Here is a 16,795-nt window from a genome sequence, read left to right on the forward strand (position 1 = left end):
AGATCAAGGAATGATCAACATGACACAAAACAAGGAAACCGCGATCCTGGCCGGCGGCTGCTTCTGGGGCGTGCAAGACTTGCTGCGCCGCTATCCGGGCGTGATCGCCACGCGCGTGGGCTACAGCGGCGGCGACGTGACCAACGCCACCTACCGCAACCATGGCACGCATGCGGAAGCGATCGAGATCATCTTCGACCCGCACACCATCAGCTACCGCAAGATCCTGGAATTTTTCTTCCAGATCCACGACCCCAGCACGGAAAACCGCCAGGGCAACGACCGCGGCACCAGCTACCGCTCGGCCATCTTCTACACCAGCGATGAGCAAAAACGCGTGGCCGAGGACACCATCCGCGACGTCGACGCCTCCGGCCTGTGGCCCGGCAAGGTGGTGACGGAAGTGGCGCCGGCCGGCCCGTTCTGGGAAGCGGAACCGGAGCACCAGGATTATCTGCAGCGCTTGCCGCATGGCTACACCTGCCATTACATCCGGCCGGACTGGGTCTTGCCGCAACGCGGGCAGTAAGGAGCCAGGCATGCGTTACTGGCGCGTCGAGCGGCCGCCGGCGGAAGGGCAGCTGGACTTCGGGCGTACCCTGGAGCTGATGGCGGCCATCGGCCATGCCGACGTGAACGCCGTCGCCGGGGCAATCCTGAAGACGGTCAGCACGGTCGCGCCCATTGCCCAGTGCACGATCTTTGCCTATGAATTCGGCAACCGTCCCCGCACGGTGGCCGTGGCGGACCGGCGCGGCGGGCGCTTTTTGCAGGATATCGCCGACAGCTACGCCCGCCATTACTATGCGCTCGATGGCAACCAGCGCGTGATCGCCCCGGCGCCGGGGCGGAAAATCGATCCCGCCATCGTGCTGCACCAGCAGGCCAGCGACGAAATCGACCATCCCGGCTACCGCGCCGTCTGCTACCAGAAGCCGAATGTGTCGGACCGCCTGTCCCTGCTGGTGCAGCCGGCCGGCGATATCTGGCTGTCCGTCAATTTCTACCGCGACAGCAGCCAGGGCCAGTTCCAGCCCGGCGAAGTGGCGGGCATCGAAACCCTGTCCCCGCTGTTTGCCCATGCCGTCAAGCATCACTACAGCTTGAAGGGCCAGGCCACGCAAGGCGTCGCGCCGCTGATGCTGGCAAGGCTGCGTCAGCATTGCCCCGCCCTGAGCAAGCGCGAACTGGACGTGCTGCGCTGCGTGCTCGAAGGCCTCACGGCCGTGGAAATCGCCGAGACCATGGGCGTGCAGCCATCGAGCGTGATCACGTACCAGAAGCGCGCCTATAAGCGCCTGGGCATTTCCAGCCAGCGGCAACTGTTTGCGCTGTGCATGGCGCCAGCCCCTTAGTCCTTTTGGCGTAGGGATGGCTTCGCCTTTTTGACAGTTTTAGCCGCGAAACGTCCCCAAAATGGGGACAAGGTTTGCGGCGCGCGTCTGCATACTGTGTTGCAAGCCGGGATCACCCGGCCGCTCTCACCCAATAACAATAGCAAGGGGAGAGCGACACCTTATGGAGACAAGCATGACCATCGCCCCCGCGGCCATCCCCGCCACCGCCGTGCCCGTCCTCGACGCGGCCACCCTGCAACTGGAACAGCAAGTGATGCGCAAGGTGTCGCGCCATCTGCTGGGCTTTCTGTTCCTGCTGTTCGTGTTTTCCTTTCTCGACCGCATCAACATCGGCTTCGCCGGCCTGACCATGATGCAAGACCTGGGCCTGTCCGGCACCCAGTTCGGCTTTGCCACCACCCTGTTTTACATCGCCTACATCGCTTGCAGCATTCCCAGCAACATCGTGCTGGCCCGCATCGGCGCCCGTAAATGGATAGGCAGCATGATGATCGCCTGGGGCCTGGCCTCGACGGCGACCCTGTTCGCCAGCGGTCCGGCCAGCCTGTATGCGCTGCGCTTTTTGGTGGGCGTGACGGAAGCGGGCTTTCTGCCCGGCATGCTGCTGTATCTGACCTACTGGTTTCCCAGCGCCTACCGGGCGCGCGCCAATGCCCTGTTCATGATCGCCATGCCTGTCACGGCTGCCATCGGTTCGGCCTTGTCGGGCCTGATCCTGGGGCTGGACGGACACTGGGGCTTGAAGGGCTGGCAATGGCTGTTCTTGCTCGAAGGCATGCCTTCCGTGCTGCTGGGCCTGGCCGTGTACGGCTACCTGGACGACTCGCCCAACAAGGCGAATTGGCTGGGCAAGCTGGAGCAGCAGGTGCTGGCGCGCATGCTGGCGGCCGAGCAGAAACCTGTTGCGCCGCAGCAAAAAACGTCCGTGCTGGCGGAAATGCTGTCGCCCACCGTGCTGAAATTCGGCCTCGCCTATTTTTGCCTGGTCAACACCCTGGCGATGGTGGCCGTGTGGACGCCGCTGATCGTGAAAAGTTTCAATAGCAACGCCAGCAACACGCAAATCGGCTTGCTGGCCGCCATCCCGCAAGTGTGCACCGTCGTCGGCATGATCGCCTGGGGCCGCCGCTCGGACCGCCTGCAGGAACGCCGCTGGCATATCGTCTGGCCCATGCTGCTGTCGGCCGCCGGCTGGTTGTTGACGGCCTATGCAAGCAATCCCGTGGTGCAATTGCTGGGCGTGTGCATGGCGTCGACGGGCGCTTATACGGCCATGTCCGTCTTCTGGACGACGCCGGACCGGGCATTGAGCCTGGGCGCGCGCGCCATCGGCATCGCCGTCATCAATGCCACGGGCAATATCGGCTCGGCCCTGAATCCCGTCGTCGTGGGCTGGCTGAAGGATTTGACGCACAGCTTTGCCACGGGCTTGCTGTACGCCAGCGTGCTGCTGGTGGCGGGCGCGGCCATCGTGCTGACCCTGCCGATCGCCCGCAGCAGCAAATAACATTGTTGAAGAGGAAACATCATGAGCGATACATTCCACCCTTATCCCCATGTGCCGAAGGTGTATCCGCCCGGCAAGCCTGCGGGCGCCGGCACGCAGCACGTGCCCGTGCTGATCGTCGGCGGCGGCCCCGTGGGCCTGGCCACGGCCCTGGGCCTGGCCCGCCACGGCGTGCGCTCGGTGCTGATCGAGGCGGACGATGGCGTGTGCACGGGCAGCCGCGCCATCTGCATCTCGCGGCGCAGCCTGGAAATCATCGAACGCCTCGGCGCGCTCGACGGTTTTTTAGCCAAGGGCTTGCCGTGGGCGGGCGGACGCAGTTTTTACCGCGACGAGGAAGTGCTGCACTTTACGATGCCGCAAGACGCGAACCAGAAGCTGCCGCCGATGGTTAACCTGGCGCAATACCATATTGAGCAATTCCTGCTCGATGCGGCCGAGCGCCAGCCGGAATTGATCGATATCCGCTGGCAAACGCGGGTGACTGGCGTGGACAAGCGCGCCGACGGCGCCACCGTCACCGTGGCGACGCCCGATGAGACCTATAAAATCGAGGCGGACTGGCTGGTGGCGGCCGATGGCGGGCGCAGCGTGGTGCGCGAGGCGCTGGGGCTCAAATTGCAGGGCACCAGCTATGAAGGGCGCTATGTGATCGTCGATATCCACCTGAAGAGCGAGCGCCCGACGGAGCGCCTCGCGTATTTCGACCCGCCGTCGAATCCTGGCTCGACCGTGCTGGTGCACAAGCAGCCCGACGATATCTGGCGCATCGACTACCAGTTGCGCGACGACGAGGATGCGCAGGCGGCCGTGCTGCTGGAAAACGTGGCGCCCCGCGTGGACAGCCTGCTGGCCATGATGGGAGAGACTGCCCCATGGCATCCCGTATGGATCACCATTTATAAAGCCAATGCCTTGACCCTGGACAAATACCGGCACGGCCCCGTGCTGTTCGCGGGCGATGCGGCCCACCTGGTGCCCATCTTCGGCGTGCGCGGCGCCAATTCCGGCATCGACGACGCGGACAACCTGGCCTGGAAGCTCGCCTACGTCGTCAACGGTCAGGCGCCGCATGCCTTGCTGGACAGCTATTCGGACGAGCGCGTGTTCGCTGCCCGTGAAAACTTGCGCCACGGCACCAAAAGCACGGAATTCATGGCGCCGCCCACGTTTGCCTTCGAACTGATGCGCACGGCCGTGCTGGGCCTGGCGGGCAGGCATGCGCACGTGCGCTCGCTGATCAACCCGCGCCAGACGAGCGCCATCGCGTATGCGCAGTCGGCCCTGAATGCGCCGGATAGCGAGACGTTTGCCGCCGGCCCCGCGCCGGGCACGGTCTTGCCGGAATGCCCGCTGGCGCTGCCGCACGACGGCGGGCAAAAAGCGGGGTATATTACCGATTTGCTCAAGCGCGCAGATGGCCATTTCACGGGACTGTACTTCAGCGAGGACGGGTCTGTACCATCCGCACTGGCGGCGCTGGGCGACACCTTGCCGCTGACGACCGTGGCGATTTCCCGCAGCGGCGCGCAAGGGTGCGCCTGGGACCACACGGCGCAGGTATTCTCGCTGTTCGACGCGCAGCCTGGCACGTTTTATCTCGTGCGCCCGGACGGCCACGTGCTGGGACGCTGGCGGCAAGTGCAGGCGGGGCAGGTGCTTGAAGCGCTTGCAAAAGCCGGGATCAGACCCGGCGGGTCTGACCCCAGTACTTTGCGCAGCGGGTCATTAAAAGTTATTAAGGAGGCAGCATGACCGACATCGAACTGGACAATCTTTACACCGAGCTGTGCCACACCATGGGCGGCCTGGGCGAACAGCGTTCGCCCCTGTTCCTGGCCCGTTTCGCGTTGCTGGCCATGGGCGCCATCGGCAAGGCCGACGTGGTGCAGGGTTTGCTGCGCGACGCGGCCGACGGCCTGGCGGAGCCGGCATGATAGGCGCCGGCTACCAAAGCGGCTTCGGCAACGAATTTGCCACGGAAGCCATCGCCGGCGCCTTGCCGCAGGGGCAGAATTCACCGCAGCAGGCGCCGCTGGGCCTGTATGCGGAACAATTGTCGGGCACGGCCTTCACGGCGCCGCGCGCGCAGAACCGGCGCTCGTGGCTGTACCGCATCCGTCCCGCCAGCCAGCATCCGCCGTTTACCTTGCTGGAAAATACCCGCATCGTCAGCGACTTCCACGCCATGCCGCCGACGCCGCCGAACCAGCTGCGCTGGGACCCGCTGCCGCTGCCCGACAGTAGTACGCCGGTCGACTTCATCGACGGCTGGCAGACCATGGCCGGCAACGGCAGCGCCGAAACCATGAGCGGCTGCGCCATCCACGTGTACGCGGCCAACCGCTCGATGCAGCGCTTCTTTTACTCGGCCGATGGCGAATTGCTGGTGGTGCCGCAGGAAGGCCGGCTGGCCATCGCCACGGAACTGGGCTTGATCGAGCTGGAACCGCAGGAAATCGCCGTCATCCCCCGCGGCGTGCGCTTCCGCGTGACCCTGCCGGACGGCGCGGCGCGCGGCTATGTGTGCGAAAACTTCGGCACGGCCTTCCGTCTGCCGGACATGGGCCCCATCGGCTCGAACGGCCTGGCCAACAGCCGCGATTTCCTCACGCCGCACGCGGCGTTTGAAGACATCGACGGCGCATGTGAACTGCTGGCCAAATTCGGCGGCCACCTGTGGCGAACGACCCTCGACCATTCGCCGCTGGACGTGGTGGCCTGGCACGGCAATTACGCGCCGTACAAATACGATCTGCGCCGCTTCAACACCATCGGCTCGATCAGCTACGACCACCCGGACCCGTCGATCTTCCTGGTGCTGCAGGCGCCCAGCGAAAATCCCCTGTTCGGCGCCATCGACTTCGCCATCTTCCCGCCGCGCTGGCTGGCGGCCGAGCATACCTTCCGCCCGCCGTGGTTCCACCGCAACGTGGCCAGCGAGTTCATGGGGCTGATCCACGGCGTGTACGACGCCAAGGCGGCCGGCTTCGTGCCGGGCGGCGCCAGCCTGCACAACTGCATGTCCGGCCACGGCCCCGATGCGCAGACCTTCGACAAGGCGTCGCACAGCGACACGTCCGCGCCCGTGAAGGTGGGCGACACCATGGCCTTCATGTTCGAGACGCGCACCATCCTCAAGCCCACGCCATTCGCGCTGGACGGCGGCCTGCTGCAAAACGACTATTTCGCGTGCTGGCAAGGCTTGCGCAAGCATTTCGATCCGAAGCAGGCGTAGACAGCCTATCAAAACCTGCTGCGCATCGTAATTTTTACTGCCTCGGCGGCCCCGTACTCCGTACAGTTGCGCTTCTCGAGCCGACACGGGCGCCGAGTCTTTCTTTCGCTCGTTACGGTTGTGTCAGGCGTTGTTAGTCAAACATTAGTCGCGCAGTCCGCGCCCGCGCCTGTGCGATAAATCTTGCCAAGTTGAAATTATCAATATACCATCCCCCTTGCATCGAGCACGCGATTTTTTCTGTACCCGCTAGTCGAAGAAATGAACTGCTGAAAGGGCTGTATGGACCACTTTCCGGAGAACTTCGCCCGTCGTCGTGCCCTTCGAGGCATCGGTGCTCTCGCGGTTGGCACAACCGTCGGCTTGTCAGGCTGTTGCTTGCTCAAGCCATGTCCCATAGATTGCGTAAACAGTCCTGACATTAACTTGCCGACGGGACCTTTGACCATCGATGCCCACTGCCACATTTTCAATGGCACGGATATCCCTGTCATGGACTTTGTGGGAAAGGTGCTGGTTGGGGAGGCCAGCCCGCTGGGACCTGCGGCAATGGCTGTCGGTGCGCTGCTACAAGGCCTTGCGTGGTCATTGGCGCCTTCGGGTAATGTGGAACTGCAGACGCTCCGGGAGTTGTCCCCCCAACTGGCTGCTTGTACAACCGAGCAGGCCAAGATTGAGGTCATTTCACAGCTGCGACGAAACGCATATGCAGCCGGTACGGCTTCCTTGAAGACCGCTGCCGCTACCTCCCCCCTGTACCTGCCATTCATTGTGGAAAAACAAAGCAAGCTCCTTGTTCCCGATATGCAGACCCGTTTGCAAGTCGAGGCCCTGGAAATTATTGACAAGCTTCCTGCCACGATTCCCGATTTGGACAAGGACGCTCCAGAGCCATTGGACATGCTGAGTGGAGACAGGTCGGTGATGGGTGTAATTAAATTCATCCTTCAAAATTTCCAATACCGGTATGTAAATATTCAGCAATATCTGCGCACATTTAATGTTCCCGGGGTTCGAACGGTGGACCTCCTTATGCCCAGCATGGTCGATTATTCGTGGTGGATCTCAAAGGGGAAAACAACAGGGACGACGCTCGAAACGCAGGTCAAGGTCATGGAGCAGTTGTCCATTATGACGGGAGGGAGAATGCACGGATTCGTGCCATTCTGTCCGTTGCGAGAAGTGGCGTTCGGGAAGGGGGAATCAGCTACCAGTTCTTTTGCTCTTGTCCAGGGCGCGCTTGATGAACATGGATTTATCGGCGTCAAGTTATACCCACCAATGGGCTTTGCCGCGCTGGGAAATCAGCATATTCAAGATGCGGAGCCCGATTTCTGGAAGCGTTGTTGGTTGCCGGAGTGGGTACAAAATACCCCTGATTTGGGAAGGTTGCTTGATGGCGCCTTGCGCCGGCTTTATGGCTACTGTGAAGAGCATGGTGTACCTGTCATGGCGCACACGGGTCTTTCTAACGGCCCCAGCATGGCTTTCAAGAATCTGGCCGGCTCCAGATACTGGGCGTGCGTCTTGAAGGAGTTTCCACGCCTGCGTATCAACTTCGGACATTTTGGCGACACGTCAATCGTGAAGGACCAGCGTGCAGGATTCTCCCTTGCCGAAGCATTTGCAAAGGAAATGAATCCAAGCGGACCTGGGGAATTCGCGTACGCCGATGCTGGATTCTTTACCGAGGTGATATCGGACCAGCCTGAACTCAAGGCCGATCTGCAAAAGCTCTATGACCTTACCGCCCAAAAGGGTTCTGCATCGTTGGCGAATCGCTTTTTATATGGCACAGACTGGGAAATGAGCCTGACAGCCAGCTCAATTGGAAGCTATTTGAGCGATTTTATGAAACTTTTCAAAGAGCTTGAAGAACTGCCATCTCTCAGAGACGAAACCGCGACGACGCTCTCGAATAAATTCTTTGGCGATAACGCCGTACGTTACGCAGGCTTGTCCCGAGGCGGGAAAACGCGTTTGAGGTTGCAGACATTCTATGACAAACATGGCGTAAAGCCACCTGCCTGGTTGTTGAAAGTTGATGATCGATTCGGTTAGCGGAAAAGAGCATGGTGCGGGTGTCCGAAATTTCACTTTCAAAATTTGGAGATTATCGATGTCTAACAGACTCCGGCAGTCGGTTGCTATCATTTTCTCGCTCATGGCTATGGGAGCCTCGGCAGCGGATATCGATATGGAAAAAATCCAGCAAGAAATTCCTGCGGCAAAAGATGAATCCATATCCGTTATTTGTGAGAGATGCAATTCTGATTTCAAGATAAGCGAGCATAAAATACTGCTGGATGGCCTGAGCAGCCGGAGGTATGTGCGCCAAATGCAAATTGCACTTTACATGCAAGATATCGTTCATCAGACTGCATCAAAAGCCCACTTCGACAACTGTGATTTTTCCGGAGCTATCGCTTATATTGCACAACTTAAAGCCGAACTGGACGAGCACGCTGAAGCGGCCACGGTTCTTCTCATGGCAAAAAAACCATTGTTGGTGAATCTGGAACTGAATCTGGCCTTCCTGTCCCTGGGACAGGCACTGCATGGAATTCAGGACTTCTATGCTCACACGAATTATGTCGAAATCAATATCGATCATGCCAGCGCTTTATCGGACTTCAAGGTTGTCAAAACCTGGGGAGACCAGGCAGAAGAGAATATTCAAAAATGGCAAGAGGCGGGTCTAAAATCTGGATACGTGAGTTGGGGGGCACCAAAGAAATGTGCTGTTCCATATGAAACGCATGGAGAGATGGCTAAAGACTCAAAGGAAACTGATCGAGGGAAAAAAACTATTTCAAAGTTTGGTAATGTTACCCATTTTGAAGTGGCTCAGGGACTTGCCAAAGATGCTTCAAAGAAATTTATTCTTGACGTATTCGCAGAGTGGCCGATTTTAAACGCAGTAAGTCAGGGAACGATTACACTCGATGTGTTGGTGGACAGCCGGGCGACCGTTTTGAAGTAGCGACGAAACAAATCCCGGCAAGGTCAGTGTTGAAGTCGGGGAGGGATGACGCCATCGCCAGCCAAAGTGCGCCGTTTGCGACAAAACAGCGTTCACTCCCGGCTCTTCGCATATGCAAATTCCGGATAAGCTAGCGCGGCACCATTCGTTCACGCCTGGAGATGGAGCGCGGTATAGTCGGCCCATGGAACTCTTAGCCCACAATTTCAGCAGCGATTTCGCGCGCAGCGCCCACCTGGCCCGCGGCGCGGGCGATGACGGCGACAGCGAGGCGCTGGTCGCCTTCCGCGACCCGCAGCAAATGAGCTTGCTGGTGCGCGCCACGGCCTTTGTCTTTGCCGACCCCCGTTCGCGCCAGTTGCACGAGCTGATCGAGCGCATCGCCCCCAGCGAGGCGACGGTGCTGATCACGGGCGAAACGGGGACGGGAAAAGAACTGATTGCGCGCCACGTGCACGGCTTGAGCGGCCGCGCCGAGCAGACCTTCGTGGCGATCAACTGCGGCGCGTTTTCCGAAACCCTCGTCGAGAGCGAGCTGTTTGGCTATGAAAAAGGCGCGTTTACGGGCGCGCAGCAGGGCAAGCCTGGCTGGTTCGAGACGGCCAGCGGCGGCACCCTGTTCCTCGATGAAATCGGCGACTTGCCGCTGGCGATGCAGGTCAAGCTGCTGCGCGTGCTGCAGGAACGCGAAGTGGTGCGCCTGGGCGCGCGGCGCGCCATCCCCATCGACGTGCGCCTGATCGCCGCCACCAACGTGGACCTGGCCGAAGCCGTGCGGGCCGGGCGCTTCCGCGAAGACCTGTATTACCGGCTGCAGGTGATCGGCCTGCCGCTGCGTCCCCTGCGCGAGCGCCCGGGCGACGTCATGCCGCTGACGCGCCACTTCATGGCCATCTATGCGCAGCGCCTGCACCTGGGCGAGGTGGAACTGGGCCTGGACGCGCAAGAGGCCTTGCTGGCCTATCCGTGGCCGGGCAATATCCGCGAACTGGAAAACGTCATTCACCGCGCGCTGCTCGTGTGCCGCAGCGGCGTCGTGCGGGCCGACGATTTGAGCTTGTCGGGCTGGCACAGGGCGCCCGCTGCCGCACCTGTCTCCGCACCTGTTTCCGTGGCTGTCCCAGACGCCTGGGCGGGCGGCGCCGACATCGCCTACGCGGCCCACGGCGCGTCCGGCCAGGACGATTTATTGGCGGCCGAGCGCTTTGCCCGCGCCTGGCAAGCCTTGCTCGACTCGGGCGAAGCCGTGGAATTCGAAGCGATGCAGCAGGAACTGGTGCGCGCCGCGTGGGAGCGCAATGAGCGCAACCAGGTGCGCACGGCCAGGCACTTGAATTTGAGCCGCAACATCCTGCGCACTTTCCTGAAAAAGGCGGGCGCCATCGACTAGGCGCATGCGCGACCTCCCGGAGCCGGACCCGCAGCGATGCGGCTCCGGCTTTTTTCATGGCTGCTGCGCGCGCAGCATATTGCTGCCATGGGGGCAGCGGATTGCTGCCAAATCAACAGCGGCGGGCAGCGGCGGGCCTCTGCGGCATGGCATGTTTTCTGCGAGGAGGGTAGGGCAGGCCGCTGCGCGATGCGCATACGGCCTTTTCTTCGACCCACGACAGGAGTCCTCGCATGACCATAGAATTCATCTGGCAATTGCCCACCAGCGGCGATGGCCGTTACGCGGCGCCCGGCATCACGCGCCGCGGCGAACGGGCCGCCGGCGCGCCCAGCCCCCTGCAGGCGGGCGTGAGCGACCCGCGCGGCGCGCGTCCGCCATTCAATTATTTCGATTATCTGCACCAGATCGCCCGCGCGGCCGATCTTTCCGGCTTCGACGGTATCCAGGTGCGCCACGATACGCAGGGCGATGAAAGCTGGATCGTCGCCGGCTACCTGGCCCGCAGCACGCGCCACCTGAAACTGATCGCGGAATTCGACGCGGCCTGGGGTTCGGCCGTGTATGCGGCAAAGAACGCCGTCAGCTTCCAGCGCTTCACGGGGGGACGCTTCGCCTGGCAGATCGGCCCTGGCGGCGACGCGGCAGCGCGCCGGCGCCAGGGCGATGCGGCGCCGGAGGCCGACATCCTGCCCCGCATCGATGAATTCATCACGGTGGCGCGCGGCGTGCAGAATACGTCGCCGTTCAGCTTCAAGGGCAAGTTCTTCGAAGTGCAGGACGGGGGCTTCAAAGGGCCGCTGGCGAACCATCCCGTGAACGGCATCTATCTGACGGGCGAGTCGCCTGAAGCGCTGGCCCTGTCGGCGCGCCAGGCCGACGTGCACGTGTTCGACGCGGCGCCCGTGGCGCACTTGCAGCCCGCCATCGGCAGCCTGCACACGCAGGCGCGCCAGCTGGGCCGCGCCGTGGCGGCGGGCTTGCGCATCGACGTGCTGGCCCGCGAAACGTTCGACGAAGCCTTGCGCGATGCGCGCCGCTACCGCAGCGGGGCGGGGTTGCCTGACGATGCCCCGTCGGCTGATGACACGGCGGGCGGTGCAGCCTTGTTCTGGCCCGGCTTTGCGCAAGCGCAAACGGGCGCCCGCGGGGCCCTGGTCGGCAGCCATGCACAGGTCGCCGCAGCGCTCGAAGCCTACGCGCAAGCCGGTGTGTCCAGCTTCGTGCTGGCGGCCATTCCCCATTTCGAGGAAGCCTACCGCATCGGCGAGCACGTGCTGCCCCGCGTGCGGGCAGCGTTGCGCGCCCAGCTGCAAGCGGCTTGAGTCCCCGTATCCAACCTATTCAAGGAGTACCCATATGGCTATCGATTTTTTCTGGCGCATCCCCACGCATGGCGAACCGAGTTCGCACCGCGCCCGCACGCCGTTTCGCGGCGACTGGTTTCCCGGCAATGACAACCTGCGCCAGGCCGGCCTCGGCGGCGGCGGCGCCGACGGTTTTACGTATATCGACTACCTGGCGGAAATCGCCCGCGCGGCGGAATTGTCCGGCTTCCAGGGCGGTTTGATACCGTCTTTCCCCATGACGGACGAACCGTGGGCCATTTCCGCGCTGCTGGCGCGCGAAACGAGCACTTTCCGCTTCATGATCCCGTTCCAGCCCGGCTTCCTGAATCCCGTGGTGGCCGCGCGCATAACCGCCAGCCTGCAGCGGGCCACGGGCGGGAGGGCCCTGTACAACGTGATCACGGGCGGCGGCGGTCCGGCGCAGCTGTGGTGGGGCGATTCGGCCGGCCACGACGACCGCTATACGCGCACGACGGAATTTCTCGACGTGGTGCGCGGCGTGTGGCGCGGCGGGCCGTTTTCCTACCAGGGCAAGTTCTACCAGGTGGAGGATGCGGGCCTGGCCACGCCGCTGTCGGAGCAGGATTTCCCCGAGATTTATTTTTCCGGTTCCTCCGACGCGGCCTTGGGTTCCGCGTCCAAGCATGCCGATTACTACCTGACGTGGCTGGAGCCGTTCGAGCAGCTGCGCGAGAAATTCGCCCGCGTGCATGAAAAGACGGCGCTTCTGGGACGCAAGATCAAGTGCGCCGTGCGCGTCGACATCGTCGCCCGCGCCACGGAAGAAGAAGCGTGGGACGAAGTGCGCAAGGGTTTCGAGGCCGTCGATGCGGCCACCCTGCGCCAGTTCCTCGGTGCCGATGGCGGCGATTCCGTGGGCGCGGCGCGCCAGCGGGGCAACCGCCCGACCACCCTGAACAGTTACAGGGACTTGATCACGGCGCCGAACATCTGGTCCGGCTTCAACCTGCTGCGCGGCGGCCAGACGCAGGGTATCGTGGGCAGCTACCAGCAGGTGGCCGAACGCCTCGACGAACTGGTGCAGCTGGGCGCCGACGCCTTCATCCTGGCCAGCACGCCGCACCTGGAAGAAGCGTACCGCGTGGGCGAGGAAGTGCTGCCCCTCGTGCGTGGCCACACGGCGGCACTGCTGCGCGCCGCCTGAGTATCCCCTGTTGCCGCGACAGCAGCGCCACCGCCCGCTGTCGCGCAGGCAGCACGCGGCGGCGCCGCTGCTGCCAAATCAACAGCACTATCATGGCGATAGTCTTCCTTTGAAATCAATCACTTAACGACGATTTTGCTGCGCTGCGGCAGCGGGCATGCCCCTTGCAATACAGGTCATCACCATCTCGCGTTTTGACTTTACTCAAGGATAATCACCCATGCGCCGTTCGACTGCCCCCGCCGCCTTTTCCTCTTTCCCCTTTCATTTGACGCCAGTGCGCCGCGCGCTGCGCTCGGCCTTCGCCATCGGCGGCCTGATGCTCGTCCATGGCATGGCCCATGCCGAAGCGCCCGGTGCAGAGGTCATCGCCGCAGCCGACGCGAACGGCGCCGGCGAGGGCGCCGCGCTGCAATTGGTGACGGTGACGGCGCAAAAACGCGAAGAATCCGCGCAGAAGGTGCCCAGCGCGATCACGGTCCTGGGCGGCAAGGAGCTGCTCGACACGGGCATCGGCCGCTCGGCCAGCGAAATCCTCAATTACGTGCCGAACGCCTCGGCCGGCACGCAGCAGCATGGCCGCCCGCGCTGGTGGATACGCGGCGTGGGTGCGGGCCAGCAGCAGATCGACTTCCCGAATCCCGTCGGCTTTTACCTCGACGACGTCTACATCAGCAATTCCAGCGCCACGGGTTTTCCCCTGTTCGACCTGGACCGGGTGGAAGTGCTGCGCGGCCCGCAAGGCACCCTGTGGGGCAAGAACACGACGGGCGGCGCCATCAACGTGATTTCGCGCAAACCGTCGTTCAAGTCCAGCGGCTACGCCAAGGTCGATTACAGCAGCTACGACACCAAGCTGGCCGAAGGGGCCATCGGCGGCGCGCTGGTCGACGAGGTGCTGGCGGGGCGCTTGTCCTTCCACACGGAGCAGCAGGACAAGGGCCGCTTCCACAACCAGTTTACGGGCGAACGCGATGGAAAGCTCAAGGACAGCGCCATCCGCGGCCAGCTCAAGGCCCTGATCGGACGCGATTTGACGGCCAATCTGAACCTGCATTATCGCGACTACACGACCAAGGGCGCCACCACCACCGTGGCCAGCTATGGCGCGAATGGCGTGTACCGCAATGGCTACATCCCCAGCACGAATCCCGATGACGTGAGCACGAATGCGCCGGCCGACAGCGACGTGAAACAGGGCGGCGCGCAGCTGAACCTGGAATACGCGCTGGGCGAGCTGACCCTGACGTCGATCACCGGCTATGAAAATTTCCGCAACGAGGCGACGGGCGACAGCGACAACACGCCGCTGGAAGTGGGCCGCAGCCGCTTGAAGGCCAGCAGCCGCCAGGTATCGCAGGAGCTGCGCCTGACGTCGCCGCAAAACGGCGCCGTGAGCTGGGTGGCGGGCCTGTTCTACTTCAATGAAAAGATCGATTCCGATTCGGCTGGCGCGCGCCTGCCCAACGGTACCGTGCCGGCGCTGGCGGGCAGCACCCAGCCCGTCGGCTACAACCGCACCGTCTACCAGCACAAGGCGCGCAGCGCGGCCATCTTCGGCAGCACGACCGTCAACTTCAGCGAGCAGTTCCTGTCCACCTTCGGCTTGCGCTGGACGACGGAAACCAAGGACCTCGACTTGCGCCGCGTGCAGGCCGCATCGAACACGGTGACGTTTGGCGATGCGTCGAACTGGTGGAACACGGTCAAGGGCGGCAATTACGCGGCCGCCTCGGTGGCCAACAACAATTTCACGTCGAATCCGTCGACCACGTGGAATGCGCTGACGTATGACGTGACGCCCGAATACCGCTTCAGCCGCACCCTGCGCGGCTACCTGAAGTACGCGCACGGCATCAAGTCGGGCGGCTACAACACGAGCGCCACGGACGTGCGCGCCCTGAACACGGTCAAGCCGGAAACCCTGAACTCGTTCGAGGCGGGCATCAAGTCGGAATGGCTGGACGGACGCCTGAATTTCAACGCCAACGTCTTCCACTATGACTACAAGAACGTGCAGGTGAATATCACGGGCGTGTACAACGGAGACCCCACGCAAAGCGTCAATTACCTGCAAAACGTGCGCAAGGCCCACGTGAACGGTGCGGAATTCGAACTCGAGGCGCAGCCGACGGACAACCTGCACCTCAACGCCAATATCGGCCTGCTGCGCACGGAATTCGACGATTTCGCCATCCAGAACAATGGCGGCGACCGCTCCGGCAATGAATTCGTGCGCTCGCCCCACGTGACGGCCTTGCTGGCGGCCGACTACCGCTACCCGCTGGGCAATGGCGCGCAGCTGGTGTTCAGCGGCGACGTGCGCTACACGTCGAAGCAGTACTACTATGTCGACCCGCAAAATGCCGCGCGCGACTTGCTGAACCAGGGCGGCTTCGCGCTGGCCAATGCACGCCTGTCGTACGTGCTCCCTGGCGGCAAGCAGCGCATCACGGCATATGCGAACAACCTGGCCGACAAGGTCTACCGCAACCACACGCTCACCAGCTTCGTGCCGGGCGCCGTGAATGGCGACACCGTCATCATCGGCCAGGGCCGCACGGTGGGGGCATCGTACACGCTGCAGTTCTGAGCCTGACCGCCTGATGTAGAAAGGCCGGCGATTGCGCCGGCCTTGTCGTTTATGGCGCCAGCTTAGGCCGCCACGTGCAGCAACGCGTCGAGGCGCCGCTGCGCCTCTTCCAAAGGCCGGCGGTCGATCCACGCCCCGATATCCACGTCGCGGTCGAGGAAACCGTGCTGCAGCTGGAAATCCTTCTGCTGGCGGAACAGCGCCACTTTTTCCTCTGACAGGTCGGGCGCCAGGGTCAAATGAAAACCGTCGCGGTAGGCTTCGGCCACGGCGTCGGCGCCGGCCCGCGTCTCGCCCTGCAGGATGGCCAGCACGTCTTCCTTGTGGCTGCGGGCCCAGTGCGCGGCGCGCAGGGTTTGCGTCAGGAAGCGCACGACCAGCTCGAAATGCTGCTCCAGCATGGTCTCATGCACGGTGATCGGCCGCGGCGTGCCGTTATTCACGCGGAAGCGCCGGTCGGGCAGGGCGTCGATGTCTATGCCCACTTCCAGCCCCGCCGCGCGGGCCGCCTCGGCCGCCGCCGCGCCTTTTACGTAGACGGCATCGACTTCGCCGCGCAGCAGCGGCGCGATGCCTTGCCACAGTCCCGCGCCGAGATTGGCTTGCGCCGGCGCCTCGCCGCCCACTTCCACCAGCTGCACGTCGTCGAGCGTGAGGCCGGCCGACGCCAGCACGCCCTTGTAGCCGGCCAGGCTCATGCCGCGCGCGATGCTGCGTCCGCGCCGGTTGTCGCGCAAGTCCTCGGCGCGGAAGACGGGCAGCGCCAGACGCTTGCCCTGCAGCTGCGCGGGCGTCGCGATGCCGGAGCCGGGGCGCACGAGGATGGCTTGCCACTCGTCGATCCAGGTCAGACCGATCAAGCGCGTGGGCGCCCCTTGCGCGCGTGCGGGCAGGGCCAGCAGGTTGCCGCCTTCGCGCACGAGCGTGGACAAGCCATGGTCGTAGTGGTGGCGCGCCAGCTCGCCGCCCACTTCCTGCAGGGTCTTTAACGCGATGCCGTCGCGGGCGAATTCCTCGTCCAGCCAGCCCAGTTTGTAGGCCAGGCCCGTGGCCGTGGGCACGGGGCAGCGGGTGAACCAGACGGTATCGACGGCGGGGGATGGTGCGGTAGTCATGGGATTCCTTCGTGGTGGTGGAAGCCTGTAACCGTGCAGGAAACGTGCCCGCGCCGCTTGCTGGCTGGCCGACAGCGCGTGCGGACGGTGCTGCTGC

The 16,795-nt window shown here is 63.1% G+C and carries 13 protein-coding genes; 12 read left to right on the top strand and 1 reads right to left on the bottom strand.

Annotated elements, in window-relative coordinates; all coding sequences use genetic code 11:
• The first annotated feature begins 19 nt into the window (after positions 1-19).
• The 12 genes from msrA (at position 20) to NCG91_RS03115 (ending at position 15,583) form a co-directional block, all read left to right on the top strand.
• On the top strand, positions 20-529 hold the full coding sequence (gene msrA, locus NCG91_RS03060; RefSeq protein WP_251348522.1) for a peptide-methionine (S)-S-oxide reductase MsrA: 510 nt from the start codon (positions 20-22) through the stop codon (positions 527-529).
• Positions 530-539: 10 nt separating this feature from the next.
• Positions 540-1,355: a helix-turn-helix domain-containing protein gene (locus NCG91_RS03065; RefSeq protein WP_077405076.1), complete on the top strand. Its 816-nt coding sequence runs from the start codon at positions 540-542 to the stop codon at positions 1,353-1,355.
• A 175-nt stretch (positions 1,356-1,530) separates the two neighbouring features.
• Positions 1,531-2,865, top strand: coding sequence for an MFS transporter (locus tag NCG91_RS03070; protein ID WP_251348523.1), 1,335 nt, complete (start codon positions 1,531-1,533; stop codon positions 2,863-2,865).
• Positions 2,866-2,886: 21 nt separating this feature from the next.
• Complete coding sequence (locus tag NCG91_RS03075) at positions 2,887-4,620, top strand: FAD-dependent oxidoreductase (protein WP_251348524.1); 1,734 nt, start codon at positions 2,887-2,889, stop codon at positions 4,618-4,620.
• Positions 4,617-4,802 (top strand): DUF2783 domain-containing protein, encoded by a 186-nt coding sequence (locus NCG91_RS03080; RefSeq protein ID WP_092708909.1) that lies wholly within the window; start codon positions 4,617-4,619, stop codon positions 4,800-4,802. Before NCG91_RS03075 ends, NCG91_RS03080 begins: the two co-directional genes overlap by 4 nt.
• Positions 4,799-6,103, top strand: coding sequence for a homogentisate 1,2-dioxygenase (hmgA, locus tag NCG91_RS03085; protein ID WP_251348525.1), 1,305 nt, complete (start codon positions 4,799-4,801; stop codon positions 6,101-6,103). Before NCG91_RS03080 ends, hmgA begins: the two co-directional genes overlap by 4 nt.
• Before the next feature lie 441 nt (positions 6,104-6,544).
• Positions 6,545-8,164: an amidohydrolase family protein gene (locus NCG91_RS03090; protein ID WP_251348526.1), complete on the top strand. Its 1,620-nt coding sequence runs from the start codon at positions 6,545-6,547 to the stop codon at positions 8,162-8,164.
• A gap of 58 nt (positions 8,165-8,222) precedes the next feature.
• Positions 8,223-9,086: a Het-C domain-containing protein gene (locus tag NCG91_RS03095; protein WP_251348527.1), complete on the top strand. Its 864-nt coding sequence runs from the start codon at positions 8,223-8,225 to the stop codon at positions 9,084-9,086.
• A gap of 184 nt (positions 9,087-9,270) precedes the next feature.
• Entirely contained in the window at positions 9,271-10,476 is a 1,206-nt protein-coding gene (locus NCG91_RS03100) for a sigma-54 interaction domain-containing protein (protein WP_435526464.1), read from the top strand.
• A gap of 233 nt (positions 10,477-10,709) precedes the next feature.
• Positions 10,710-11,801 (top strand): LLM class flavin-dependent oxidoreductase, encoded by a 1,092-nt coding sequence (locus NCG91_RS03105; protein ID WP_251348528.1) that lies wholly within the window; start codon positions 10,710-10,712, stop codon positions 11,799-11,801.
• Between the two features lie 34 nt (positions 11,802-11,835).
• Positions 11,836-12,990 (top strand): LLM class flavin-dependent oxidoreductase, encoded by a 1,155-nt coding sequence (locus tag NCG91_RS03110; protein WP_251348529.1) that lies wholly within the window; start codon positions 11,836-11,838, stop codon positions 12,988-12,990.
• Positions 12,991-13,210: 220 nt separating this feature from the next.
• Positions 13,211-15,583 carry a TonB-dependent receptor gene (locus NCG91_RS03115; RefSeq protein WP_251348530.1) on the top strand — a complete coding sequence of 791 codons (2,373 nt, stop codon included), beginning with the start codon at positions 13,211-13,213 and terminating at the stop codon, positions 15,581-15,583.
• 62 nt (positions 15,584-15,645) lie between these two features.
• Here NCG91_RS03115 and NCG91_RS03120 read toward each other — a convergent pair whose 3' ends face one another.
• The gene (locus NCG91_RS03120; protein WP_251348531.1) at positions 15,646-16,698 is read right to left on the bottom strand and encodes an ABC transporter substrate-binding protein; all 1,053 of its coding nucleotides are present in this window, start codon (positions 16,696-16,698) and stop codon (positions 15,646-15,648) included.
• Between the last annotated feature and the right edge of the window lie 97 nt (positions 16,699-16,795).

This window comes from Janthinobacterium kumbetense (assembly GCF_023703445.1).
In the GTDB taxonomy this organism is placed as follows: Bacteria; Pseudomonadota; Gammaproteobacteria; order Burkholderiales; family Burkholderiaceae_D; genus Janthinobacterium; species Janthinobacterium kumbetense.